Below are 25,555 nucleotides of genomic sequence, written 5' to 3'. Positions count from 1 at the left end.
TATTGATTTTGGTGGTAAATTTATCTTTTTATCTTGCTCAAATCTGGTTTATTCTTCAAGTAGCCTTATTATTTCTTTCAGTCGGCTGATTTCACCTTGCATCTCATTTATTCGGTTCATCAGATTCTGTATCACATCTATGCCTTCTGCATTGATCGATAATTCGTAATGCCAGCGCACGTAACGGTCTAAGTCGCCTAGCTGCGATATGTATAAATAATATTCATCGTTTCGTTTGATGAAATCAACTAACCCCACTTCTTCGAGGCTGAATAGGAATTCCGGTTCAATGCGGTTCTGTGAGCAATATTCGCTTACTATAATTAATTCAGTATCCATCTTTTTCGAATTTTAAGTTATTGATTAGCTAATTTGCGGAATAATTCTTTCTGCTCGCTAGTTAGATTTGTTGGAATCTGGATATTGTATGTTACATACAGATCGCCATATTGTCCATCTTTTTTATAGATCGGAAATCCTTTCCCTTTCAATCGTACTTTAGTCCCATTTTGAGTACCTTCGGCAATTTTCAGTTTCACTTTTCCATCGAAAGTATCTACTGTTTCTTCTCCTCCCAAAACGGCTTTATAGAGATCGATAGTGACATTAGTGTAAAGATCGTCTCCCACACGTTTGAATTGGGGATCTTCACTGATTACAAATGTGATGAACAAATCGCCATTAGGACCACCATTGGAGCCTTCACCGCCTTGTCCGGCTAATTTGATAACTTGCCCGTTGGCTACGCCAGCAGGAATGGTTATACGTAGATTCTTTCCATTGAAAGTTAATGTGCGCTTGTGGGTTGTTGCGGCATCGCGGAGCGAAATATGTATTTCACTTGTGTAATCTTGTCCTCTGTATCCCTTTCGTTGTCCCGAAGATCTGCCTGTTCTATGTCCAAATAATGATTCGAAGAAGTCGGAGAAGTCACCATCATCGCCCGAGAAGCTATAGCTTGTGCCACCGCCTCCAAATCCACCGAAATTTGAATAATCGGCAAATCCTCCATTCTGAGCTTGTTGTTGACGCGCTTTTTCGAATTCCTCGGCATGTTTCCAGTTCTCGCCGTATTCATCGTATTTCTTTCTGTTTTCGGCGTTGCTCAACACCTCGTTAGCCTCGTTTATCTGCTGAAATTTACGTTTAGCTTCTTCGTCGTTCGGATTGATGTCAGGATGATATTTCCGAGCCAATTTCCGATAAGCTTTTTTGATATCGTCGGCCGAGGCATTTTTTTGTACACCTAATATACTGTAGTAGTCTATGAATGCCATATATATAAAGTTTTTATAAATTCATGATTCGTTATTGGACATAAGGTTCCGAGGCTAAGCTGTGGGGCTTTGTCTGTAAATTTAAGAAATATAATCGGCAAATTTGTGTTTCGGTAGCTAAGATTCCTTTTCAGAATCATGCTTTGTCTATCTCTTTCAGATGCCCATATATTTTCAGGCAGGCCCATGCATCCAGAGCAGCATATTTCTTTTGTGCTTCGCTCAGGATATCAGCTTCCCAGTTAGAAAGTCTTTGTCCTTTGCTTATACGTTTCCCAAAAAGTATGCCATAGATACGTTGCAGGCTAACGTCTTGGATCCCGAATTTCCTCACGGTCGTCTGCAGGTCAATAAATGCTTTAGGCTTGATTATACGGCGTTTGCGGATAGCTTGGAAGTCGTCGTGTATGGATACTCCTACTTTAATTATCTTTTCGTCTGTCAGGATGGATGCCAAACAGTCAGGTATTCCGATATGGTTGGTACGGAAAAGGAAACAGCTGTTTTCGGGAGTTGCTAGCTGAATTAGTGCAATTTTATGAGTTTTTCCTTTCTGAAAAACAGGGCGGGTTTCGGTATCGAATCCCAATACGTCGAAAGTTCTGAGGTAGGCACAAGCTTTTTCTGCATCCGATTCGGTTTGTATCACAAGGATGCGCCCATCAAACTCCTCGAGAGGAAGTTGACTGATTTCTTCTTTCGATATAGAACTTGTCATAAGTCAAAATCATTTTCAACATCGTCGCTTGTGTAATCATCTTCAGACGATGAATATTTAACAGAATGGAGCGCTCTAAGGACATTGACTAGTTTCTGTCCCCAGTACGATTTGTAGTTCTCGTTGCAGATGAATAATGCATCGTTCATATTCTCAACGATTCCGCGTTCGAAAATAGTGATATAGTTTTTCAAATCCTGATATATATCGGTTAAGTCTTCTGCAATACTTGCTGCAATAGGAGTCTCGCTGTATTTCATGTCTTCGAGAAATACTTCCAGATAAGTATCATCTTCTTTGAAGATATTGCTAAGCTTAGCAAGCATATAATTGTAATCTTCCTCGGTGACAGTAACTTCAGGTTGTTCGTCTTCTTCAACCATCTCCGTTTCGGGAATCATTGTTGCTTTCAGATATAGCAATGGTAGCATCTTGGTGAGCTTGTCCGTCAAATCTTCTTTCGAAGTATCTTCTAGCGTTTCAAGTAAAAGGCAATATTGAACAGCAACAGTTGTAAATTCGACTGTGTCTTTCGAGAATACTATTTTTTTTAGACTTTCGTTCATATTTCGTTTTATGTTGTGCTTATGCAAATATAGATATAAACTATATATTGGATTTTTTGTTTGACAGATATAACTACGAAGTTAGTAAAAAACCCGATTCATAGTTAAATGTAATCGGGTTTTACTAAATATTATTGAATAAACTTAGATCTTGTTTTTAGTTAATCGTTTGCGATCATTCTCGTCAAGATAAATTTTACGAAGTCTGATCGATTTAGGGGTAACCTCTACGTATTCGTCTTCTTTTATATATTCTAGAGCATCTTCGAGGCTGAAGATGATTGGCGGAGCTAGTTTTACTTTGTCGTCGGTACCCGATGCACGTACGTTTGTCAGTTTTTTCGATTTAGTAAGATTTACTACCAAGTCTCCTTCTTTCGAATGTTCTCCTACGATTTGCCCCATGTAAATATCTGTCTGAGGTTCGAGGAAGAAACGTCCTCTATCTTGAAGTTTATCGATAGCATATGCATATGCATTTCCGCTTTCACTAGCTATAATCGATCCATTATTACGTTTTTCGATATCCCCTTTCCACGGTTGGAACTCAAGGAAACGGTGTGCAATGATTGCTTCACCTGATGATAGGGTAAGAGCAAGATTGTTTATACCGATAATTCCTCGTGAAGGGATTGTGAATTCAAGGAACGTACGTCCGTTTTTATTTTCCATCATTGTTAACTCTCCTCGACGGCGAGTAACTAAGTCGATGATTTTACTTGAAGATTCCTCAGGAACGTTGATTGTTAGTTGTTCAACCGGCTCACATTTCACTCCGTCAATTTCTTTGACGATAACACGTGGCTGACCTACTTGCAACTCGTATCCTTCGCGACGCATAGTCTCGATAAGTACTGATAAGTGAAGGATTCCACGACCATACACAACCCAAGAGTCTGCATTGTCTGTTGTCTCTACACGTAGAGCAAGGTTTTTATCCAGCTCTTGAACCAGACGATCGTGTATGTGACGCGATGTTACGTATTTTCCCTCTTGTCCGAAGAATGGTGAGTTGTTGATCGTAAATAGCATTGACATTGTTGGTTCGTCAATAGCAATTGGATCAAGTGGCTCCGGATTTTCGATATCAGCTATCGAATCCCCGATTTCAAACCCTTCGATGCCGATTAGTGCACAGATATCACCGCATTGAACTGATGATACTTTTGTGCGACCAAGGCCTTCGAATGTATTTAATTCTTTGATTTTTGTTTTGATGATGCTTCCATCACGTTTGCAAAGTGATACGTCCATGTTTTCACGAAGTTCTCCGCGATGTACACGGCCTACAGCAATACGACCTACGTATTTCGAGAAGTCGAGTGATGTGATCAGCATCTGAGGTGTTCCTTCCAGTGCTTTAGGAGCAGGAATGTACTCAACAATTGCATCTAGTAGAGGAGTAATATCTTCTGTTTTGTTTTTCCAGTCACTGGACATCCAGCTTTGTTTGGCTGAACCATAGAATACAGGGAAGTCTAATTGATCTTCTGTTGCATCAAGGCTGAACATAAGATCGAATACCATCTCGTATACTTCTTCGGGACGACAGTTCGGTTTGTCTACTTTGTTGATAACAACTATCGGTTTCAGTCCAATCTGTATTGCTTTCTGAAGAACAAATCTTGTTTGAGGCATTGGCCCTTCGAAGGCGTCTACTAGCAACAAACATCCGTCAGCCATATTCAATACGCGCTCTACTTCTCCACCGAAGTCGGCGTGTCCGGGAGTATCGATAATGTTGATCTTTGTTCCTTTGTAATTTATCGAAACGTTCTTCGAGAGAATGGTAATTCCTCTTTCGCGTTCCAAATCATTATTATCAAGGGTTAGCTCTGTTACGTTCTGGTTATCTCTGAATAATTTTCCGGTAATTAGCATTTTATCAACAATGGTTGTCTTACCGTGGTCTACGTGCGCTATAATCGCAATATTTCTAATGTCTTGCATACTTTTTTATTTCGAGGTGCAAAGGTAGCACTTTTTCAGCAGATATAGTGCTGTACTTGAAAAAAATGCAAGAACTATGAATATTTTTTATGATATAAACAGACTGACTATCAATTGTTACTCTGATGATTGTCGCCTAAAATGGGTACCCAATGCCGAAATGGAAGGCTGTGCGTGACATGCGAGGCTTTAACATAACGAAACGCTCCGATATTTTTTGTTCGGTCGGATCGTATATTCGCAGTCCTGTATCGAATCTTATGAGTAAAAATCCCAGATTAAGGCGAAGTCCAATCCCGTATGCAGCTGCAATCTCTTTATAGAAACGGTTAAACTTGAAATTCCCGTTTGGTTGTTCCTCGTATTCGTAGAGTGTCCAGATGTTTCCTGCATCAAGAAAAGCAGCCACTTCGAACATATCACCAACCTTATGGCGACTTTCGATACTAGCTTCGAATTTGATGTCTCCGATTCGGTTGACAAAGTCACTCTTATTTATATTTTTACTTTGGTATGCACCTGGTCCTAAAGCTCTGGTACTCCATCCTCTGATACTATTTGCACCTCCAGCAAAAAAGCTCTGCTCGAAAGGCACCGCTTCGGAGTTGCCATATGGATATGCTATTCCAAAGCCTACATGGTATGCTATAGTATGGCGCTGGTTGATCGGTATTGTCTGCGAAAAGTCAAGGCTCCCTTTCACGTATTCTGAATACATCACACCAAGTATTTCTTTAGCTCCGTATTCATTCACCGTAGCTTTCCCTGAGTTGGCAACCAGTCTAGGTAGCCATCCGGCAACTTCGAAAGAACCTCTCAGTGTAGTCGTTTTGGGTAGCTTCGTAAAACGCTGGCCAATGGTGTATGCAAATGAGTAGCTAGTGCGTGCAATCAACTGGTCAGCATAGCTGATTTTAAGTAATTGATTACTTGTCGAGTCATTGAGGTATTCTTTCTCAAATTCATCGCTGTACCAAGGCATACTTATATAAGTAATGTCCAAAGGATTGAATGAGTGGCGTAAACGGCCGTATTTTGTAGCCCAAGCGTATTCTATTGAACCGGTAAAGAATTGGCGTGTATATTGAGTTCGTTTTTGATTGTTAAAGCTAAGCGATACTTTCGTAGAGGTACTTGGCAGTTCTTTCCATTTTCTTCGTAGCCAAGGGAACATTAGTTTGGGAAACGTAATACTGGTTTCAGCCCCGAATTCGTAGTAATTATCGTTTAGCATATCTGCGCTCTTGTCACCGGTAATGAACTCATATGCACCTTTCAGACTGAAACTCCATACTTCACCTCCCTTGAAAAGGTTTTGATGTTGATATGAGAGGGTAGGTGCTATACCTATATCTCCTGCTTTGTTTGTTCCGTCCAAACTTGCTCTGAACCAATGTGGATTGGCTGGGGTTAGCATAACTGTAGCATCTAGCAAATGTGTGCTATCATTACCATTTGCTGCAGGTGTAAGAAGTATGTTTGTTTGTTGTACAGCTCCCATACTATTGAAATTCTCATATGTCCACGATAGTAGTTGGTCTGAGTAGTACATTCCCTTTCGTAAGTAGATGTTGCGATATATGGTAGAGTTGCGGAGGAATGTGTTTCTACCTTTTACAATAGACATCCCTTTGTACTGTATTGTGTCGGCATTTGCAAAAAGGCGGCCGCGCTCTGAACTTTCGCTCATGCGATATCCCGAAACTACAGTTACGTTGTTGATCTTGTATCTAGGGTGTGGTAAACTGTCTTTTGTAGGATATACGTTCAGATATAGATCAACTTGGTGAGAATTGAGTGTAGTGTCGGCTTTGAAATATACAAAGTCTTTCGAAAAGCTATAGTAACCTACATTACGTAGAAAATTGTTCAATTCTGTCTGTTCGGCATCAAGCCTATCCATATTGAATAAATCGCCTTCTTTGATAGAACTTCTACCTGTCAGATATTTTTGAATACGAGCTATCGTCGTATCTTCGATAGTGGCTGTATAATTACGTATCGTATATGGAGTGCCAGCTTTAATGTTGTATTTTACCTGAGCTTTTTTGTCTTTAAGTATCTCGGCAGTATCGACCTTTGCATTAAGATAACCTAAGTTTTTTACAGCTAGTTCGAGTTGCGAAGCTGAGCTTTTAGTCAATCGTGGATTGTAAATAATAGGCTTGCTTCCAACTTTTTGTATCATGCGATTTAGCCACTTTGTAGTGTCGTGTCCCGATAAACCATATATTTTTAATCCTACCTTCCCGAAAAGAGGCATGCTCGCATTTGGCTGTTGTTTGATATAGGTTTCTAAGTCATCGCCACCTTTTATTTTTGTGTCGGTATTGATACTGACATCATCAAGCAAATATTGCCCGTCAGGGATGTGCTTTGTTGTACTACATGCAACAATTATGCATGATAGAAGTACAGATAATAATATTTTACAGAATATTTTCATAAGCCTTATAACAGGAACAAAGATATAATCTTCGAGCGATTTGAGTGCTACAATATTGATATAAAATAATTATCTCCATTTCCATTTCGATTTTTCGCGGAACGGAATTTTATATTTTAGAGTATAGTCGCGTATGTGATTGACTACGTAGTTTATGTCGCTAAGCTCTCGTTTGGGAAGAATGATGAATGAGGTTTCGTTGATTTTGAAGAAAATGTATTTCCGTAGGTTTGATACGGATTCAAGTTCTTCAAATTTGTATTTACTGGTCAGTCCGCGTTCGCTGTATTCAATTATATCGTCTAAGATTGATAGCTTTGCTTGTCGGGGAGTGGTTCTCCTGTATATATTTGCTACATGCTTCCGTATCGTAAAGCGATAGAGCCAGCCGGCATAAAATCCACAAAGATAATATACGGGTATTGCTCCAATCAGAAAATATATGCCTTCCCACTTGTCGCCGAAGATGAGAAAAAATATTCCGAGTAAGAATACTGCAATGGCAACTATAATCTGTGTATTCCGACGCTGTTTTTTTATGTTTGTATTGGTCGATACATGGTATAGCTGAAAGTTGAGGTAATCTTTCTCTTCGAGAGTATAATTAATCTGCACCGTATTTAGTTTTGTTGATTGTAAGCTTATAAAGTTAGTTATTTTTTTGTTTATTGAAGCTTAAGCTTTTTATTTGTATTCTGATTTGAAAATAATAGCTATGTATGTCCTTTCTATTTTAGATCGCCTGATTGCTTGGGATCAAGATACTTTCTTGAAATTGCACGAAGTGAATTCCACTTGGCTCGATCCGTTTATGGTCTTCATCAGTGCTATGGGTGCTTGGTATGGAGTAGGTATCCTTGTGATTTTGTTCCTTGTCTTTCGATTTGGTAGGATGGGAGCGTGGGCTTCGCTGTTTATGGCGTTGACTGTTGGGTTTAATGCAGGGCTAAATAATCTGGTTAAATATATTATAATGCGTCCGCGGCCAATCAATACGGATGGACTATCGGATGTTGTGAGAGCTTTGGAAGGCTATGATACGAGCTATAGTTTTTATTCGGGGCATACTACTAATTCGTTTTGCCTTGCTGTCTTCTCGTTGCTTGTGGTTCGTAATCGATGGTATTCAATGATAATTACACTCTGGGCAACTGTTGTAGCTTATAGCCGAATTTATGTAGGTAAACATTATCCGTTAGATTTGGTAGTCGGATTTTTTGTGGGAATATTCGTTGGATTGGCAGGTTATTTGATATTTGACAATTTCAGAAAAAAGAAACTTCAGCCGCAGTTATAAAATAATAAAAGAGCGATCGGATTCCCGATCGCTCTTTTATTATGTGTTGTGTATGTTTATAATACGTATAATGAGCTGATTGAACCATTGTCGCAAACTCGGCGGATAGCATTTGCAAATACATCTGCAACAGATATAATTGTTACTTTCTCGCATTTTTTCGAGTAAGGGATACTATCTGTAAATACCATTTCTGTAAGAGCCGATTGGTCTACTCTTTCCGATGCAGGATCAGACATCACAGCGTGGCTGGCGATTGCCCGAACCGATCTTGCACCGTTTTCTATCATTAGATTAGCGGCTTTAGTGATTGTTCCGGCTGTATCGACAATATCGTCAACAAGTAAAACATCCATGCCTTGTACATCTCCGATAATTTGCATTTCCGAGATTTCGTTTGCTTTTTTACGAAGTTTGTAACAAATAACCATCGGTATTTCGAAATACTTAGCGTATGAGCTAGCACGTTTTGTACCACCTACGTCAGGTGTTGCAATTACAAGATTCGATTGGTCCATACCCTTGATGTAGTCAACATAGATTGCTGAAGCATAAAGGTGGTCGACAGGAACATCAAAGAATCCTTGAATTTGGTCAGCATGAAGGTCCATAGTTATCAGACGGTTGATTCCTGCTGTTTGTAGTAGGTCGGCAATCAATTTTGCTCCAATTGATACACGAGGTTTGTCTTTGCGGTCTTGACGAGCCCATCCGAAGTAAGGGATAACAGCTACTATTGATCTGGCAGATGCTCTTTTTGCAGCATCAATCATAAGTAGAAGTTCCATTAAGTTGTCTGAGCTTGGGAAAGTAGATTGCACCAAGAAAACTTGGGCACCCCTGATCGATTCTTCGTAAGAGACAGAGAATTCGCCGTCGGCAAAGTGTTCAACATTCATTTTTCCGAGTGGACAGCCAAGATTGGCACAGATTTTTTCGGCTAAATAACGTGAGTTTGTCCCCGCGAAAATCTTAAAAGGCATTGATTCCATTGCTGATAATCTTTTGATATAGGTGGTTAATAAAAAATGATAGTGCAAAATTAGAAAAACTATTCGGAGTATGAGGACTTTAACGAAGAGAAAATTTAATAATCTTTCCGCTGTACGCTTTTAGTTTGGTACTCAGTCTGTTTGGCCATAGCTTGTCTAGCCTGATACTTTTGTTCGAGAATAGCTCTTTGGCTTCTTTCACTTTCAGAGGATTGAATTTTAAGAATTCGAACATTTCTTGCGGAAGTATAGTGGATGCATCCATATCCTGATCTGAAAAATTAGTGATAACGAAAATCATTTCATTTTTCGTTGTACGTGTGAATGCATAAAGTTTCGTTGAATCAAAGTCCGAATTTTCGTAATTGGCATACATCACATCGTAAAATAGTCCTTTCTGGATAGATTCTTCTTCGTTGCATATTTCTAGTAGTTTTGTATAAAACTTGCGTAATGCTACTTGCTCTTTAGTAAGATTAGATGTGCCAAATTTTCCTCCGTTTCGCCAATTTCGGATTGATTCTATAGACCAATAGTCGAAAATTGTAGTGCGACCATCTCGTCCGCTGAATCCTTCTTTATCCATTCCTTTTTCGCCAAGTTCCTGACCGAAGTATATCATCAGCGGATTGGTATTCATCGTTGCAGAAACAATTATTCCCGGAATCGCTTTTTCGGCATTTCCTGCGAAGAAGTCAGAAGCAATGCGTTGTTCATCATGGTTTTCAAGGAAGTTCAGCATTTTCGTTTCCAATCCTCCCAAGCGTTGCCATGCGAAAGTGATATCTGATGTTGGACGATATCCGCAGATTACGTCACGCAGTGTATCGTAAAGGCCTACTTTGTCGTATAGATAGTCGAATCCAGCATCGACATACATTCTGTATTCGTCAGGCTTGTATATTTCGGCTATGAATAAAACAGATTTGTATTTGGTTTTTACTTCTTTAATTACCCATCTCCAGAATTCGACAGGAACCATTTCGGCCATATCGCAACGAAAAGCATCAACTCCCATTGCTGACCAGTAGAGCAGGATGTCGCGCATTTTGTGCCAAAGATTCGGGATAGGCGAGAAGTGATGGGTTCTACCGTCAAGATAATCTACTCCATAATTTAATTTTACAGTTTCGTACCAGTCGTTAATAGTCGGGCGATTACCGAAATTGTCGTTGCCGGTTGCTTTTGCCGGAGATTCCAGATACACATTGCCTGTTTGTTGAACATCGAATTGTAGTTCCAGCTTCTGTCCTGGAATATAATAGAAATTATTATCCGGTAGGAATGCTTTTGTATTGTCATCTGTTTCGCCAAAGTCCTTTACTTTCTTTGGTTTTGCATCCGAATGATATTGGCGTGCAACGTGATTCGGAACAAAGTCCATAATCAACTTCAAGTCGTTTTTGTGAGTTCTGTCAACTAAGGCTTTGAACTCGTCTATTCTGTTTTCAACTTGATCAGCAAGGTCAGGAGAAATATCGTAATAATCTTTTATTGCATATGGAGATCCGGCGTTTCCTTTTACCACATCAGGGTGATCCTGACGGATTCCGTATTTCGAATAGTCGGTTTTAGTGGCATGCTCCAATAAGCCGGTATACCAAATATGAGTGAATCCCATTTTGCGAACTTCTTTTAAAGCCTTATTGTCGAAGGCAGACAGTTTCCCGACGCCGTTTTCTTCTATTGTTCCGTTTTCTTTATTATTCGAATTCTCGTTGCCGAACAAGCGTGGCAACACCTGATAGATAAGTATTTTGTTAGTTTTCATTGTTGTAGTTTCTAATTATAGCAAAATATGCTCTTTTTGCAAGCTGTCTATATTGTCTTGTATGTATTGCTTGGTATAATTGTATCCGGCCTCAAAGATATCATTTACGTGATCAAGATCAAACATCGGGTATTGATTTAAGTCTTTTATCTCAATCAGATAATCGCATAAATTTCTGTCGAGTAGTGTGTTTGATGCCGATAGATAGTGATATGATCTTTCGATCATGTATTTAATCGATCGTTTGTATTCTACTATATTTATCGGACTGACGTTGACTCCAATAATATGTTCACATTCTTTGCGTATTTCTGATACGGGAAAGTTTTTAAACAAGCCTCCGTCTACATAATGTCTGTCGCCTATGCTTACCGGTTCGAAGACAATAGGAAACGAGCACGATGCAATGATGATGGGAATTAATGCTCCTTCGCGAAAAGATTTACTTTTTCCTCGCTCAATATCTGTAGCTACTGCTACGAATGGAATCTGTAACTCGTCGAATTGCCTAGCTTTAAGATATTTCTCTAGAAATTTATAAAAAGGTCTTGTTTTGAACAGACCTGCTTTGGGCATGGTTATCTGACCAAACTCTTTAAAGGCTCGGGCTAGGAATAGGCCAACTATATCGGCCGGCTCGTAGCCATCGGCTATCAGAACTCCGGCAAGTGCTCCGGCACTTGTTCCTGCAATTATTTCGGGAGTTATGCCTTCTTCTTTGAGGGCTTGAAGTACTCCCAGATGTGCGAATCCTTTTGCTCCTCCTCCGCTGAGTGCAATTCCTAAATTATATACTGGTGTTGTTTCTGACATGTTTTAGGTATGTAATGTGTTTTGAAACAAAAAAGAGAAACTCATGTTTCTCCAATCTGTATGTGTTGTTAGTCGTCTAGCGAACTAATATCTTTCGTGAAACCTTACCCGCTTTCAGAAGATATACACCTTTCCCCAAATCGAGGGTGTATGAACCAAATTCGTCTCCTGCAAAGCATTCTTGCAAGTTAATAGTCTTTACTTTTGTGCCTAAGATGCTGTAAACTTCTAAATAACCTTTGGTGGGAACACCCTCCATAGTTAATGTACTGCCATTTATTTGTATTTCGAGAGTCATGAAATCCTGCTTGTTGATAATCTTGGTAGGCGGCGTTGATGCAAACAACGAACTTCCTCTGGCTGCATTAGCCGAGAAAGAACAGCCTAAAAGTAGACTTGTCAATAACAGAATGTACTTTACTTTCATTTCGAAATCAGTGATTTATAAGCGCAAATATAGTTATAAATGCTATTAAATCATAAATTTAGCAAAAAAAATGAGAGGCTTTACAATTTTTCGCATAAACCTTCGTTGGCAAGTATTGTTTTAGGAAAAACGGTTTGTGCTTCTTTGAGCAATGCGTTATTGTCGGTGTATCTAGCTGAAAAGTGTCCGATCATTAATTTTTTCACCTTCGCAAGTTTTGCAATTTGTGCAGCCTGCACAGTAGTAGAGTGACCGGTTGCCTTAGCCCGGGCTACATCTTGTTCTATGAAGGTGGCTTCGTGATATAGAAGATCTACTCCTTCGATAATAGGAATGATTGCTTCGCTATAAGCGGTGTCTGAGCAATATGCGTATTTGCGAGTTGGAGGTGCCGGGCGTGTGAGATGCGAATTGGGAACTACGGTTCCGTCTTCGCAAACAAAATCGGCGCCAGCTTTAATATCTTTCAGTTGCTTTATAGGTATTTGATAAAACTTAATCTTGTCTGCTATCAGATTGGGCTCGCGAGGTTGCTCTTCGAAAAGGAAACCTGCACAAGGTACTCTGTGATTAAGTGGTATCGTGCTGACTTTAACCGATCGGTCTTCGAATATAACTTCGTTTTTAGTGGTTGAAAACGGCTCGATAATGACATTGAAAGCCAAGTCGCGACAGAAATATTCGATCTGAGGTCGAAGAATATTTTCAAGGTCGGCATGCGCGTGAATGTAGATGTCGCCGGTTCTTCCCAATAGATCAAGGGTTGATATCAATCCGATCAGACCAAAGCAATGATCGCCATGCAGGTGACTGATAAATATTCGATTGAGGCGACTGAATCGTAAACGGCTTTTTCTAAATTGTAATTGTGCTCCTTCGCCGCAGTCGATCATGAAAAGTTTGTCTCGCACGTTGATGACTTGCGATGACGGATAATGTTGCATTGTTGGTGTAGCCGATCCACAACCAAGGATATTGACCTCGAATCGTTCCATTATTGTATGTCTATAAGTTTATGCACTTGTAGACTTAGCTGCCAATCGGTGTTTTTTTTGATCATATCCACACAGTAGTCAACATTTTCCTTGATAATAGTGCTGCCATCGAAGATGGGGCTGAGGAAATATTTATTTGCTTTCGGGAAAACTGATATATCAGGAATTTCGTCTCCTTTTGCAACGGGAATTCGTATCTCGTTTACAAACGGAATAAGTTTTTTGATCTTCTCGTAATTCTGTTTCGGACTGCAAGTGATATAGTTAATTAGTGACGGGACTGGACGTGTTCCATTGGTTTCGATAGCTTGCTTGTAGCCGGCTTTCTGAAACTCACGAAGTATATCGTCGTTCAGTTGGATAGTAGGTTCTCCACCAGTCCAAATTATCCACTTGCATGGATATTGATCGATTTCGGCTAGGATTTCTTCTACTGTCATATCGTTTCCTTGAGCAAAGTCGGTATCGCAAAATGTACAAGCCAGATTGCATTTTGTGAGACGAATAAAAATTGATGCTTCGCCCGAGCGGCCTCCTTCGCCTTGTAGCGAATAGAATATTTCGTTAACGTTCAATTTCATAGATGGCCGTTGTTTTAGGTGTTTCCGATACTTCTACAGCGTATAGTTCGGGTATATCTTTTTTGAATTGGTCGAATAATGCTTTGGCTATATTTTCGGCAGTCGGATTAAATCCGAAAATGTCATTCAAATGACGGTGATCCAAGTGATTGTCAATATATTCTTTTACGGATTGCAATTCACGGTAGTCGCGGATGAAGCCCACTTCGTTCAATGTCTCGGAACGAAGATGTACAGTCACAACATAGTTGTGTCCGTGCATTCGTGCGCAAGGATGATCCTCCGAAAGGCCATTTAGTATGTGTGATGCCGAAAAGGCAAATTGTTTACTTATCTTATACATGTTTGTTTGTCTGTTATATTTCTATTTTAAAATCGAGAGCAGCCTCGTCGGCTGGTTGACCACCATTTAAACCCCAATTGCCTGCAGGTTGTTCATTGAGCATGATCATTATTTTGTTTTTGTCGATTCCTATACTCTCTATATTATTGGCTATTTCTTTGAATAATTTTTTCTTGGTTTCTTTTGTACGCCCCGAGAATAAGCATATCTCTATCAGAATTTCGTAAGGTTTTCTCATGATGAAGAAATCTTCTTTATATTCTATTATTCGTACGTTTCTGTCATCGTTCGGCATTTGCAAGCAATTGACGATTGCATCGGCAACTGAGTCTCGCATATTGATCAATGTTTGCTTCTCTAGTCCCTCTACTAATTCTATTTTTACTGTTGGCATATTCTCTGATGATCTTTTAGTAAGGATTCATTATTTAAGAAAATCGTCAAAATATCGAGTGATGTGCTCCATCAAGTGAACTCGGTCGTGACCTATCATATTATGTCCATGTCCGGGATATATGAATAGATCGGGATGTGTACCTTTTTTGATTGCCGATTTAATGAATTGAAGATTGTGCTGCATTACAACTGTAGGATCTTCGTCGCCATGTATCAGAAGCAATCTTCCTTTCAAATCTCCTGCGCGTTCCACCATATTTGTTTCTTTGTATCCTTTCGGATTTTCTCTCGGTGAATCCATATAGCGTTCGCCATACATTATTTCGTAATACTTCCAATCGGTCACAGGGCCTCCGGCAACGCCGACTTTGAATACGTCGGAGTGTCTGAGCATTAGATTCAGAGTCATGAACCCGCCAAAGCTCCATCCGTATACGCCTATGCGATCTTGGTCGACGAATGAGAGTGATTTTAGAAACTCAACGCCTTTCATCTGATCTTTAGTCTCTTCAACCCCAAGTTGGCGGTGCGTTACATTTTCAAAATCTATTCCTCTGTACTGAGTTCCTCTATTGTCTACGGTAAATATTACATAGCCTTCACGTGCCATATAAACATCCCATCCCGAAGCGCGTCCCATCCATGAGTTTTCTACCAGTTGAGAGTGTGGCCCTCCGTACACGTAAACTATGGTTGGATATTTCTTTGATGGGTCATAATTCAGAGGCTTGAGCAAGCGATAATGTAAATCCGATTTGCCGTCAGCTGCTTTAATCGTTCCAAGTGTAATCTCCGGCATTTCGATTCCCTCGAATGGATTTTTAGCTGTCTTCCAATTGTAACTATTTCCTTTGTTTGTTTCTGTTATTTCAATCATGCCCGGATTATTGACTGAACTGTATGTGTCACAGATATATTTTCCCGAAGCACTTAAACTAACATTATGCATGCCTTCCGCTTGGGTAAGCTGGGTACGTTTACCCGTTTTTAGGTTTAGTTTGTAAGCGTGATGATTGACTGGTGATGCTTCGGTAGAAATGTAGAATAAATTTTCTTCCTTACTATCGAATCCCAGCATTTCTACAACTTCCCAATTTCCTTTGGTTAACTGCTTTATGAGCTCTCCGCTAGTATTGTAGAGGTAAAGATGATTGTATCCGTCACGTTTGCTTTGCCATATGAATTGTTCAGGCTTGTTTTTTAAGAACATAACCGGATTGAGTGGCTCTACATATTTGGCATGAGTCTCGGTGAATAGTGTTTTCTCGAGTTTGCCATTTAGTACATTGTAGCATTTCAAGGCACAAGTGTCTTGCCCGCGATTAAGCTCTGCCAAGTAGATATGTTTTTCATCCGGACTCCAAGCTATGTTAGTTAGATATTTTTCTTTAGGAGTTCCAGTTTTTAGAAATGAAGTCTGTTTGGTCGCAATGTCGTAAATGCCAATCGTTACATGATGGCTTTTCATACCTGCCATCGGATATTTGATAGGCTTAGCTTCTGCTGTACGTGTTGATATATCTACAAGGGGGTAATCTGTAACCATTGTTTCATCCATGCGGTAAAATGCAATCTTGTTGCTTGAAGGTGACCAAAAAATTCCACCATTTATGCCAAACTCGTTGCGGTGTACCGACTGCCCGCAGACGATTCCTTTGTCTGATTCATTCGTGATGGCGGTTTCTACTCCTTCGGATGATTGTACAAAAAGATTGTTTTCTTTCGTATATGCTAAAAGTAAATTGTTTGGAGCTAGTGTTTGGTTTTCGAAATCCTTAGTAGCGAATGAAGCTTTTGACTTCTTTGCTTTACTGTCATATACTATTGTCTTTTGATATTTGTATATGATTAGATCGTCTGATGACGGCGAAGTCCATCTTGTATTGTAATACCCCTTTGTTAGTTTGTTGTTTCCATCAAGACCTAGGTTTGCGTTAAGTTCATCGGTTGTTATTAACGGCGTAGATTTTTGTTTCGAATTTAGAGGTGCTGTGTAGATGGTATCACCAGATACGTATGTTAAGTTTTCTCCATGCCATCCAATGACTTTGGGTAGCTTAGGACGATAATTTTGAAAATTCTTGCCTCCGGGAGTTAATTCCTCATGGGTTAGTTTTTTTTCTTGGCTACACAATACCATAGGTATAATACACGTTATAAAGATAAAAATAAGTATTTTTGTTGATTTCATTTTCTGGAGAGGAATTGATTATATTCAGAACACAAAGATAATGAATAATTTTACTGATATAGTGATGCTAAAGTTCCATTTGGGCATATATTAGCCCTTGTTAACTATAGTTAAAAAATAAATTTACATTTTTTTAGAACAATTTAATCTTTTAAACGTTTAAAAAATATCACTATATTTGTATTGTTTAATAAAATCCAGAAATTTATAGTCTGAGGACTAAAGTTGGATTTAACACTATATCATTGAAATTCAAATGTTGAAGAAACTATTTGCATATATATCCCTAGTGGTATCGATTCTCTTTGTAGTGAGTTCCTGCAAAGGTGATAGCGCTAATGAGGCAAGGGTAAAAGGAAAAATAAAGAATATCTCAGAAAATTATTTTTTAGCGACGCGAGAATATAATGACACCTTGATTGTTGACACAATTAAGGTAAATGATCGTGGTGAATTTACAGTAAAGTTTGATATTGATACATTGACTATTGTGTCTATGTATTTCAATAATAAATCGAGATACTCGTACTTTGTGCTAGACAAGAGTTGGGATGTGGAAATTAATGGTGATACTAGATATGCTGAAGTTTTCGACATTCAAGGAGGCGATGTGAATAATGAATTGACCGCTTTCAGAAAACAAAATAAAGCCTTGCTAAGGAAGCGTTCGAGCGTAGTAGAGCAATTGGTTGATACTACTAACAATAGCGATACATTGTCAGTAAATAAGAAGAATGACTATATTTCTGAATTGGCAAATCTGAACTTCGATCTGTCGAATGCCGCAGCAGAGTATGTGAAGTCTAATCCTGATAAAATATCGAGTGTATTTATCATTAACGCTTTTTTTAAGGATGAGTCGTTTATTCCTCGTTTAGATGAATCTCTTAATCTACTGAGAGGAAAAGCCGCCACATTCTCTTTAACAAAAGAGTTGCTGGCCTATAGCTCGCGGGTGAAGAAGTCGCAAGAGGGCGTTTCAGCACCGTATTTTATGCGCAATGACGTGAATAATAAATCATTTAGCATAACGTCTCAAAGAGGGAAATATGTTCTGCTATCCTTCGCTTCAACAACGTCAAAGTTATCGAAAGAACAGCGCGAGCCATTGATGGAGATATATAAGAATTTGAAGAAAGAAAAGGAAAATATTGAATTTGTTAGCATATTGGTTGATGTAGAGGAGTCGCCTATTCCTGCTGAAATTAAGAAACAAATTGATTGGACACTTATCGAAGAAAAAGGCGGTTGGACTTCCGAATTATTACAACTTTATAATATAAAAGAATTACCTAATAATATTTTGATATCACCGAATGGTACTATAGTGAAAAGAGACATCCCTACATTTATCATAGAAGATGTATATAATGAATTATCGGGAAAGAATAAAAAATAATATTCTCTTTTTAAGGCCCTGAGGAAATACAGAAAAACATGCTTGTTAAAGTTTTCGGAGCAGCCGTTCAAGGTATAGATGCTACTATTATAACCATTGAAGTCAATTGTTCGAAAGGCATAAAGTTTATGCTTGTCGGTCTACCCGATGCATCAGTTAAAGAAAGCCACGAACGTATAATATCGGCACTTCAAATTAACGGATATAAATTTCCAAGGCAACAGATAATTATCAATATGGCTCCTGCTGATATTCGTAAAGAAGGATCAGCTTACGATCTTCCTTTAGCCATTGGGATAATGGCTGCGGCCGGTGATGTAAAATCTGAAAGACTCGATCGCTATATTATAATGGGCGAACTGTCGCTCGATGGTAGTCTTTTGCCTATAAAAGGAGTCCTTCCGATAGCGGTAAAAGCAAGAGGATTAGGCTACGAAGGTATAATTCTACCTAAAAAGAACGGGAAAGAAGCAGCAATTGTCAATAATCTGAAAGTGTATGCGGCTGAGAATATCAAAGATGTTGTTGAGTTTATCAACGGTGATCGCGATATAAAGCCAGTGGAGATAGATACAAGGGCTGAATTCTATAAGTCGCAACAGAATTTTGAACTTGACTTTGCTGATGTTAAAGGTCAGGAAAGCGTGAAAAGGGCTTTAGAAGTTGCAGCAGCTGGAGGTCATAATGCAATAATGGTTGGTCCTCCGGGTGCAGGAAAGTCGATGATGGCAAAAAGATTGCCGTCAATTTTACCTCCATTTACTTTGCACGAGGCGCTTGAAACAACAAAGATTCATAGTGTGGCCGGAAAGATGGGAGGTGATACCTCGCTGATGTCGCAACGCCCATTCAGGTCACCTCATCATACAATATCTGATGTCGCTTTAGTAGGCGGAGGTGCTTATCCACAACCCGGCGAAATAAGTTTAGCTCATAATGGGGTGCTATTTTTGGATGAGTTGCCAGAGTTTAGCAGAGGTGTTCTTGAGGTAATGCGTCAGCCATTAGAAGATAGGATGATTACCATCTCGCGTTCGAAGTTTACGGTTGAGTATCCGGCAAGCTTTATGTTAGTTTCATCTATGAATCCGTGTCCTTGTGGCTACTATAATCATCCTACAAAAGAATGCGTGTGTCCACCGGGAAGTGTGCAGAAATATTTGAATAAAATTTCAGGTCCGCTTCTAGATCGTATCGATATACAAATAGAAATTGTTCCTGTTCCATTCGATAAAATTTCGGATCGGGCAATGGGTGAATTAAGCAGAGATATACGTGAACGTGTAATCAAAGCACGTGAAAAACAAGCTGCTCGGTTTGAGGGTATAGAAGGTGTGTATTGCAATGCGCAAATGTCGCCTAAGATGTTGGCAAAATATGCTATGCCCGATGATGAGGGCTTGTCACTATTGAAAAGAGCAATGGATAGGTTCAATCTTTCAGCTCGTGCCTACGACCGTATCTTGAAAGTTGCTCGTACAATTGCCGATCTGGATGACTCGGATAATATTCTTTCGAGACATTTGGCTGAAGCTATTAATTATCGTAACTTGGATCGTGAATCGTGGGCAAATAATTAATAGAATAATAATTAAAATATAAATATTGCAACTATGAAATTTACTGAGCTTTGTGAATCAATATTTAAGCGTTCGATCGCTGATTATCATGTAACGAATAGTGTAGATACGCCTATAAACAATCCATATGAAATGAATACAATTGAAAATATATTGTATCTAAAAAACTGGATTGATACAGTTCAATGGCATTTCGAAGATATTATCCGCGAACCGGATATTGATCCGATAGCTGCTGTAGCTCTGAAAAGACGTATCGATAAATCGAATCAGGATAGGACAGATCTTGTAGAGATGATTGATAGCTATTTCTTGGAAAAATACAAGGAGGTAACACCTGCGAAAGATGCAAAAATCAACACCGAAAGTCCGGCTTGGGCTATCGACCGTTTATCTATTCTGGCTTTGAAAATATATCATATGCAGGAAGAGGTTAATCGTGCAGATGCGAGCGAAGAACATAAGCAAAACTCGGCAAAGAAATTGGCGGTATTGAAAGAGCAATGGATCGACTTGACTACTGCAATTGAAGAGCTTTTCGTAGATATAGAATCAGGTTTGAAATACATGAAAGTATACAAACAAATGAAAATGTATAACGATCCGAATTTCAATCCAGTATTGTACGGTAAAAAATAAGGATTTATGGCAAAGATACTCGTCATCAGACTATCAGCCTTAGGAGATGTGGCCATGCTAGTACCGGCGGTAGCCTCGTTGGCAGCGCAGTACCCTCAAGATCGTATTTTTGTGATGACGCGTCAGGCTTTTGCTCCACTTTTTCAAAGTCTTTCTTTCAATGTAAATGTTATCCCTGTTGATGTAAACGGAAAACATAAAGGTTTTTTCGGTTTGATGAAACTTGTAGGGAAATGTGTTGGAGTTGGCATTACGCACGTGGCAGATACACATGATGTGTTGCGAACGAAAGTAATTCGCTGGTCTTTATTCTTACGAGGAAAGAAAGTCAAGCATATCGATAAAGAAAGGGAGCTGAAAAAGTATATAATAAATACAAAAGATGTAAGTCAGCCTTTGAAGCATTCGATAGACCGCTATTTAGCGGTCTTCGAAAAGCTGGGATTTCCGACAGAGATGACTTTCGAAAATATACTCGATTTTGTTCCGAAGACAGAGAATATTGAAGTTCTTACGGGATTGAAATCGGAAAATGTAAAATGGATAGGTATTGCTCCGTTTGCCCGACACCAAGGGAAAATATATCCTTTGGAAAAAATGGAAAAAGTTGTGAAGATTTTGTCCAATCAGGAAAATACGAAGCTCTACTTATTTGGTGCGGGGCGCAGCGAAACGCACATACTTGAAGAATGGGCAAACAAATATCCAAATACCGTTAATTTGGCTGGTAAATTAACGCTAGACAGAGAACTGATACTGATGGGAGGAATGGATCTAATGGTTTCGATGGATTCGGCAAATATGCATCTCGCATCATTAGTCAATACTCCGGTAGTATCGATATGGGGAGCAACACATCCTGCATTTGGATTCTATGGTTTCAGACAAGATCCTGAAAATGCAATTCAAGTTGAAGGATTGAGTTGCAGGCCATGTTCTGTTTTTGGTGATGCACCATGTTCGCGAGGCGATTATGCTTGTCTTAATCAGATAGATGAAGAAAAGGTTGTAGTACAAATAAACAAGGTCCTAGGAAGATAAAACTTATGAAAATAGCAATGCTATCGCCTTTCAATCCTTACAGAGGAGGTATTGCTCAATTTAGTGATAGATTATATGCTGAGTTGAGTAAACACCATGAGGTGAAAGCATTCACATTTTCTACGATGTATCCAAATTTCCTATTTCCAGGAAAGACACAATATGTACCAGATGCAGATCTTTCGAACGATGAGAATCGTGTGTTAAGTAGTATTAACCCCTTTTCATACATAACTACAGCTAACAAGATAAATGCTTATCAGCCCGATGTGCTGATAATTGCTTATTGGATGCCATTTATTGCTCCGGCTTATGGATCGGTGTGTCTGCTCTTGAATAAGAATATTAAAGTAGTTGCTCTTGTACATAATGCAATATCGCATGAACAAGGGCTATTGGATAAGCCTTTAGCCAAGTTTTTCTTCAATCGTTGTGATGCATTCATCTGTATGAGTGATTCGGTAAAAGCAGATTTGCAATTCCTTCGAAAAGATGCTGATATACTTGTTTCGCCTCATCCAATCTATGACCATTATGGAGAACCGATCGATAGAGTATCAGCATGTTCTAAATTAGAGATCGATCCGGCGAAGAAGAACATTTTGTTTTTCGGTTTGATCCGTGATTACAAGGGATTGGATATACTCATTGAATCGATGAATTATCTGGATGAAGACTATCAATTGATAATCGCTGGAGAAAGCTATGGCGATTTCGGAAAATATCAGAAATTGATAGATGAATCTAAGCTAAGCGATAATATATTTGTTCACGAACGATATATCGCAGATGATGATGTAGCTGTCTTTTTTTCGGCTGCCGATATTTTGGCATTGCCTTATCGAACAGCCACACAAAGTGGTGTAATAGCTATTTCTTATCAGATGGAAACACCGATGGTAGCTACCGATGTTGGTGCTTTAGGCGATACATTACGTGTTGCAGATACGGGAGTTGTATCTTCGGATGTTAAAGCGGAAAAATTTGCAGAAGCAATAAAGGCTATCTTTCACGATCAATGTAAATTTAATAACTACATAGCTAATACTAGAAAAGAAAAACAGCGTTTATCTTGGGCCCGTTTTGAAGAGGCTGTTAGTGCTTTTCTTCAACGATAATTAAAAACAAAAATAAGATGGATAATTGGGTAAGAATTATCTCGTTTACTTATCCGCACGAAGCTCATTTAGCTAAAGCTTATCTTGAGGCTATGGGTGTAAGGGTTATTTTGTTTGATGAGTTTACAATTCAGGTTCACAATTTTTGGTCGAATGCTATTGGTGGGGTTAAGCTGTATGTTGAATCGAGAAATGCAGAAGAAACTTTACTACTGCTTGAGGATGCAGGGTATATAGTAAAAGAATGGCCTAAGCAGAAGTGTCAAATTGAGTATTTCAATGTCCAATTTGAAGATAAATGTCCTTATTGTGGCAGTCAGAATGTTGTAAAGAAGAGAACGGCGGGGTATATTTATATGTTGAGTATAATGATACTGAGTTTTCCATTACCTATCTTAAGAGTAGTACATTATTGCTACGATTGTTCTCGTGAATGGAAAATAAGCCCTCACTATAGTTCTAAAAAAAGTATCTAAATTTTTGGCAAATAAATGAATAACATTACATTTGTGATGTAACCCAAAGTCTGTAGTGCGTAGACATATGTTAGTATGGCTGGTGCTCTTTTGATTAACACATCTGTGATGAGATTTTTATATCTGTATTTATTGTTGTTTATTACTTGTACTAATCTCTGTGGTCAAGTAACGATAGGGAGTGGACTAAAACCTAAGTCAGGGGCTCTTCTCGATTTGAAAGAGTTCGACAGTTCAGAATCCGATCTCGGTGGTAAAACGTCTACTAAAGGATTAATGTTGCCTAGGGTTTTATTGAAGGGTCTTAATGAGCTGACTATGGGGGATAATATAATCAGTGATGATTCTGAAGGAGCTTGGAAGGTACATGAAGGATTGACTGTTTATAATATGCATGAAGACCTTTCAAAAAAGCTATGTCGGGGTGTGTATGTGTTTAATTCTTCATCATGGATAAAACTAGGAGAGCCATGTCCTTTTTTCTTTAGATTTAATTGTGATGAAGTAGAAGTTTCAGGTAATTATAAAGAATTTGAGCCTGTTGGTGAAGAAAACTATTTGACGATCCATTTGACTGATATTGATGAATCTACAAAAGGTGAGAAGCTCTCCATATATACAGAAAGTAATAGTGGTATCACATTTGACCTAGATACTGTGTTCTCAGGGGAACCGGATCAGATAATTAAAATTCCAGCATATGGTATTCCTGTAGGGGGAGGAACTTTTCATCATGATATATATGTGAATGATTTAAGTTGTACCTTTGTTATAGAAATAGGAGAAATCCCTAATCCTTCAGTAAACTGTGATGAAGCGAGTGTTCAAGGAACTTATGTAAAAGGCAAAACTGTAGATGGAGATCAGGATTATATCAGTCTAACGTTGACTAATATTCCAGCATCAGCAAAAGGCAAGTATTTTTACATATATTCTAATAACGAGAATGGAATGGAATTCGAGTATGAGGGAGAATATTCCGGCGAATCAACTCAAACTGTTAAAGTTTCTGCGAAAGGAAAACCTGAAAGTGCAGGTACTTTCTCTTATGATCTATATATTAATTACGCACAATGTTCTGTAACTATTGAGGTCGAGCATACAATCGATTGTAAAGCCACAAAACTTTCTGGTAAATATATACAAAACAAAGCCGTCAATGGAGATCAAGATTATGTCAGTCTGACATTGACCAATATTCCTGAATCGTTAAGAGGTAAACCATTACACATATATTCTAATGAAGTTAATGGAATTAAGTTTGAAATGGAAACAACTTATGACGGGTCATCTACTCAGGTCGTAAAAGTTCCTGCATCAGGTACTCCTACTGCGTATGGCGATGTTACATATACTGTCAATGTTAATAGTCAGGCTTGTGAATTTAAAGTTCATACCTTTGCTTCAGGTAATATTAATTATACGATACTTGATGATGATGGTGTTGTAAAAGTGCCTACAAGTTGGTCTATAACTTTAGGTGGACTAACGCAAAGGGTTATAATGTATGAAGAAGGGCGGTATTATTTCGATGACATAGCTACGGGTAATATTTCGGTATCGGAGGTTCGTGTTGCTGCGTTAAGTAATGTGAAAAGGGATTATAAAGGTCAGACTCATACAATATCTTATGCTTTAAAGAAGCCATCAATATCATTAGAGGAATTAAAAGCTGGAGCTGAAATTTTATTTAAGGTTGCAGAAGTAAGTAATATACCATTGTATCGAGGTGTAAATAATGCTGCACAAGAATATTTAACTCGCCCAAATACGTTGCTTACCAGTAATGTTATTGTGTCTGAAATATTAGCTGGTTCGAAAGGTGATGCTTATAGACCGTCATACCAAACAACATCATTTACTATAGGCAACTATTATACAAGAAGTGAAGGAGACGTGTTGACTTTATCTTTCCATGCTCTCTCAGAATACCAAAAGAATATGACGTCGAATACTTCTAATAAAGAAACATATAAAAAGAACTTCTCTATTAAAGATTTAAAATATGGCATATTGGACTTTACTGGTGATGCCAATTTGACACAACTAACATTGCGTCGTAGAATGCGAATATCATGGAGAATCCCTATAATTGGAACAGTATTAACAGCTAATCTAAGTATGACTGATATTACTAGTAATGATGATACTCATAATAGAATTAGTCGTGGAGCAAACAAACCTAATGAAGAGCCTGCTAAAACTGATAATATTCATTATCGAGACGGAAATAAGGATGGATATGTTTCTATAATTATTAATTATAATGATGGAATATCTTCTAGTGTTAATCACCAAGAAAGGATTAATTTTTATTACTATTCAAAAGGACTTATTGGAATTGTAGGAAGTTATTATGCATATCCTACTCTTAGCGAAATACTAAATACATCACAAATCACCATGAGGTATGAGTTCTTGGGAAGATAATCGTATTAATATAGGGGCGGATGTATACTCAAGCATGAAGTACATATGTTTCAAAGTCATTAGTTATAATTGCTGGCCTGCATAGGTAATATATAATACATAAAAAAGC

At 38.6% G+C, this 25,555-nt stretch carries 24 protein-coding genes; 8 read left to right on the top strand and 16 right to left on the bottom strand.

The genetic code is table 11. The features are described from left to right. Positions 1-48: 48 nt before the first annotated feature. The 7 genes from C1A06_RS08450 to C1A06_RS08420 form a co-directional block, all read right to left on the bottom strand. Positions 49-339 (bottom strand): chaperone modulator CbpM, encoded by a 291-nt coding sequence (locus tag C1A06_RS08450; RefSeq protein WP_101689823.1) that lies wholly within the window; start codon positions 337-339, stop codon positions 49-51. 17 nt (positions 340-356) lie between these two features. After that, positions 357-1,277 carry a DnaJ C-terminal domain-containing protein gene (locus C1A06_RS08445; protein WP_101689822.1) on the bottom strand — a complete coding sequence of 307 codons (921 nt, stop codon included), beginning with the start codon at positions 1,275-1,277 and terminating at the stop codon, positions 357-359. A gap of 136 nt (positions 1,278-1,413) precedes the next feature. Next, positions 1,414-1,995: a 3'-5' exonuclease gene (locus C1A06_RS08440; protein WP_101689821.1), complete on the bottom strand. Its 582-nt coding sequence runs from the start codon at positions 1,993-1,995 to the stop codon at positions 1,414-1,416. Beyond that, positions 1,992-2,561 carry a DUF5063 domain-containing protein gene (locus C1A06_RS08435; protein ID WP_101689820.1) on the bottom strand — a complete coding sequence of 190 codons (570 nt, stop codon included), beginning with the start codon at positions 2,559-2,561 and terminating at the stop codon, positions 1,992-1,994. Before C1A06_RS08435 ends, C1A06_RS08440 begins: the two co-directional genes overlap by 4 nt. Before the next feature lie 144 nt (positions 2,562-2,705). Beyond that, entirely contained in the window at positions 2,706-4,511 is a 1,806-nt protein-coding gene (gene typA, locus C1A06_RS08430) for a translational GTPase TypA (RefSeq protein ID WP_101689819.1), read from the bottom strand. A 136-nt stretch (positions 4,512-4,647) separates the two neighbouring features. Then, positions 4,648-6,957, bottom strand: coding sequence for a translocation and assembly module lipoprotein TamL (tamL, locus tag C1A06_RS08425; protein WP_101689818.1), 2,310 nt, complete (start codon positions 6,955-6,957; stop codon positions 4,648-4,650). A gap of 69 nt (positions 6,958-7,026) precedes the next feature. Next, complete coding sequence (locus C1A06_RS08420) at positions 7,027-7,572, bottom strand: YcxB family protein (RefSeq protein WP_101689817.1); 546 nt, start codon at positions 7,570-7,572, stop codon at positions 7,027-7,029. A 100-nt stretch (positions 7,573-7,672) separates the two neighbouring features. Between C1A06_RS08420 and C1A06_RS08415 the strand changes: the two genes are divergently transcribed. Next, positions 7,673-8,254 (top strand): phosphatase PAP2 family protein, encoded by a 582-nt coding sequence (locus tag C1A06_RS08415; RefSeq protein ID WP_101689816.1) that lies wholly within the window; start codon positions 7,673-7,675, stop codon positions 8,252-8,254. Positions 8,255-8,310: 56 nt separating this feature from the next. On the opposite strand, the gene C1A06_RS08410 is transcribed toward C1A06_RS08415, so the two are convergent. The 9 genes from C1A06_RS08410 to C1A06_RS08370 form a co-directional block, all read right to left on the bottom strand. After that, positions 8,311-9,246, bottom strand: coding sequence for a ribose-phosphate pyrophosphokinase (locus C1A06_RS08410; protein ID WP_101689815.1), 936 nt, complete (start codon positions 9,244-9,246; stop codon positions 8,311-8,313). 79 nt (positions 9,247-9,325) lie between these two features. Beyond that, positions 9,326-11,017, bottom strand: coding sequence for an alpha-amylase family protein (locus C1A06_RS08405; RefSeq protein WP_101689814.1), 1,692 nt, complete (start codon positions 11,015-11,017; stop codon positions 9,326-9,328). Between the two features lie 15 nt (positions 11,018-11,032). Beyond that, entirely contained in the window at positions 11,033-11,830 is a 798-nt protein-coding gene (locus tag C1A06_RS08400; protein ID WP_101689813.1) for a patatin-like phospholipase family protein, read from the bottom strand. A gap of 76 nt (positions 11,831-11,906) precedes the next feature. Then, entirely contained in the window at positions 11,907-12,257 is a 351-nt protein-coding gene (locus tag C1A06_RS08395; RefSeq protein ID WP_101689812.1) for a T9SS type A sorting domain-containing protein, read from the bottom strand. 80 nt (positions 12,258-12,337) lie between these two features. Further along, positions 12,338-13,252, bottom strand: coding sequence for a ribonuclease Z (locus C1A06_RS08390; protein ID WP_101689811.1), 915 nt, complete (start codon positions 13,250-13,252; stop codon positions 12,338-12,340). Continuing rightward, positions 13,252-13,833, bottom strand: coding sequence for a 7-carboxy-7-deazaguanine synthase QueE (locus C1A06_RS08385; protein ID WP_101689810.1), 582 nt, complete (start codon positions 13,831-13,833; stop codon positions 13,252-13,254). Before C1A06_RS08385 ends, C1A06_RS08390 begins: the two co-directional genes overlap by 1 nt. Beyond that, the gene (gene queD / locus C1A06_RS08380; protein WP_101689809.1) at positions 13,817-14,176 is read right to left on the bottom strand and encodes a 6-carboxytetrahydropterin synthase QueD; all 360 of its coding nucleotides are present in this window, start codon (positions 14,174-14,176) and stop codon (positions 13,817-13,819) included. Before queD ends, C1A06_RS08385 begins: the two co-directional genes overlap by 17 nt. Positions 14,177-14,189: 13 nt before the next feature. Then, positions 14,190-14,570, bottom strand: a complete 381-nt coding sequence (locus tag C1A06_RS08375) for a tautomerase family protein (RefSeq protein WP_101689808.1) — start codon at positions 14,568-14,570, stop codon at positions 14,190-14,192. A gap of 30 nt (positions 14,571-14,600) precedes the next feature. After that, a complete protein-coding gene (locus C1A06_RS08370; protein ID WP_101689807.1) occupies positions 14,601-16,763 on the bottom strand; it encodes a S9 family peptidase in 2,163 nt (720 codons plus the stop codon). A gap of 256 nt (positions 16,764-17,019) precedes the next feature. On the opposite strand from C1A06_RS08370, the gene C1A06_RS08365 reads away from it, so the two are divergent. From C1A06_RS08365 to C1A06_RS08335, 7 genes are all read left to right on the top strand, one after another. Then, complete coding sequence (locus C1A06_RS08365) at positions 17,020-18,162, top strand: thioredoxin-like domain-containing protein (RefSeq protein WP_101689806.1); 1,143 nt, start codon at positions 17,020-17,022, stop codon at positions 18,160-18,162. A gap of 38 nt (positions 18,163-18,200) precedes the next feature. Further along, complete coding sequence (locus C1A06_RS08360; RefSeq protein WP_101689805.1) at positions 18,201-19,742, top strand: YifB family Mg chelatase-like AAA ATPase; 1,542 nt, start codon at positions 18,201-18,203, stop codon at positions 19,740-19,742. 33 nt (positions 19,743-19,775) lie between these two features. After that, entirely contained in the window at positions 19,776-20,381 is a 606-nt protein-coding gene (locus C1A06_RS08355) for a DUF4254 domain-containing protein (RefSeq protein WP_101689804.1), read from the top strand. A 6-nt stretch (positions 20,382-20,387) separates the two neighbouring features. Next, a complete protein-coding gene (locus C1A06_RS08350; protein ID WP_101689803.1) occupies positions 20,388-21,422 on the top strand; it encodes a glycosyltransferase family 9 protein in 1,035 nt (344 codons plus the stop codon). A 5-nt stretch (positions 21,423-21,427) separates the two neighbouring features. After that, positions 21,428-22,540: a glycosyltransferase gene (locus tag C1A06_RS08345; protein WP_101689802.1), complete on the top strand. Its 1,113-nt coding sequence runs from the start codon at positions 21,428-21,430 to the stop codon at positions 22,538-22,540. 17 nt (positions 22,541-22,557) lie between these two features. Beyond that, complete coding sequence (locus C1A06_RS08340) at positions 22,558-23,016, top strand: putative signal transducing protein (protein WP_101689801.1); 459 nt, start codon at positions 22,558-22,560, stop codon at positions 23,014-23,016. A 108-nt stretch (positions 23,017-23,124) separates the two neighbouring features. Continuing rightward, on the top strand, positions 23,125-25,446 hold the full coding sequence (locus C1A06_RS08335; protein WP_145996368.1) for a phage tail-like protein: 2,322 nt from the start codon (positions 23,125-23,127) through the stop codon (positions 25,444-25,446). Positions 25,447-25,555: the final 109 nt, after the last annotated feature.

The organism is Dysgonomonas massiliensis, assembly GCF_900240225.1.
Taxonomy (GTDB): Bacteria; Bacteroidota; Bacteroidia; order Bacteroidales; family Dysgonomonadaceae; genus Dysgonomonas; species Dysgonomonas massiliensis.
Note: the sequence above shows the minus strand (reverse complement) of the source record. Positions and strands in the feature narration are given on the sequence as shown.

Coding starts and splice junctions, on each gene's coding strand:
- C1A06_RS08450 (WP_101689823.1), bottom strand. CDS start 339: ATGGATACTGAATTAATTATAGTAAGCGAATATTGCTCACAGAACCGC.
- C1A06_RS08445 (WP_101689822.1), bottom strand. CDS start 1,277: ATGGCATTCATAGACTACTACAGTATATTAGGTGTACAAAAAAATGCC.
- C1A06_RS08440 (WP_101689821.1), bottom strand. CDS start 1,995: ATGACAAGTTCTATATCGAAAGAAGAAATCAGTCAACTTCCTCTCGAG.
- C1A06_RS08435 (WP_101689820.1), bottom strand. CDS start 2,561: ATGAACGAAAGTCTAAAAAAAATAGTATTCTCGAAAGACACAGTCGAA.
- typA (WP_101689819.1), bottom strand. CDS start 4,511: ATGCAAGACATTAGAAATATTGCGATTATAGCGCACGTAGACCACGGT.
- tamL (WP_101689818.1), bottom strand. CDS start 6,957: ATGAAAATATTCTGTAAAATATTATTATCTGTACTTCTATCATGCATA.
- C1A06_RS08415 (WP_101689816.1), top strand. CDS start 7,673: ATGTATGTCCTTTCTATTTTAGATCGCCTGATTGCTTGGGATCAAGAT.
- C1A06_RS08410 (WP_101689815.1), bottom strand. CDS start 9,246: ATGGAATCAATGCCTTTTAAGATTTTCGCGGGGACAAACTCACGTTAT.
- C1A06_RS08405 (WP_101689814.1), bottom strand. CDS start 11,017: ATGAAAACTAACAAAATACTTATCTATCAGGTGTTGCCACGCTTGTTC.
- C1A06_RS08400 (WP_101689813.1), bottom strand. CDS start 11,830: ATGTCAGAAACAACACCAGTATATAATTTAGGAATTGCACTCAGCGGA.
- C1A06_RS08395 (WP_101689812.1), bottom strand. CDS start 12,257: ATGAAAGTAAAGTACATTCTGTTATTGACAAGTCTACTTTTAGGCTGT.
- C1A06_RS08390 (WP_101689811.1), bottom strand. CDS start 13,252: ATGGAACGATTCGAGGTCAATATCCTTGGTTGTGGATCGGCTACACCA.
- C1A06_RS08385 (WP_101689810.1), bottom strand. CDS start 13,833: ATGAAATTGAACGTTAACGAAATATTCTATTCGCTACAAGGCGAAGGA.
- queD (WP_101689809.1), bottom strand. CDS start 14,176: ATGTATAAGATAAGTAAACAATTTGCCTTTTCGGCATCACACATACTA.
- C1A06_RS08375 (WP_101689808.1), bottom strand. CDS start 14,570: ATGCCAACAGTAAAAATAGAATTAGTAGAGGGACTAGAGAAGCAAACA.
- C1A06_RS08370 (WP_101689807.1), bottom strand. CDS start 16,763: ATGAAATCAACAAAAATACTTATTTTTATCTTTATAACGTGTATTATA.
- C1A06_RS08365 (WP_101689806.1), top strand. CDS start 17,020: ATGTTGAAGAAACTATTTGCATATATATCCCTAGTGGTATCGATTCTC.
- C1A06_RS08360 (WP_101689805.1), top strand. CDS start 18,201: ATGCTTGTTAAAGTTTTCGGAGCAGCCGTTCAAGGTATAGATGCTACT.
- C1A06_RS08355 (WP_101689804.1), top strand. CDS start 19,776: ATGAAATTTACTGAGCTTTGTGAATCAATATTTAAGCGTTCGATCGCT.
- C1A06_RS08350 (WP_101689803.1), top strand. CDS start 20,388: ATGGCAAAGATACTCGTCATCAGACTATCAGCCTTAGGAGATGTGGCC.
- C1A06_RS08345 (WP_101689802.1), top strand. CDS start 21,428: ATGAAAATAGCAATGCTATCGCCTTTCAATCCTTACAGAGGAGGTATT.
- C1A06_RS08340 (WP_101689801.1), top strand. CDS start 22,558: ATGGATAATTGGGTAAGAATTATCTCGTTTACTTATCCGCACGAAGCT.
- C1A06_RS08335 (WP_145996368.1), top strand. CDS start 23,125: ATGAGATTTTTATATCTGTATTTATTGTTGTTTATTACTTGTACTAAT.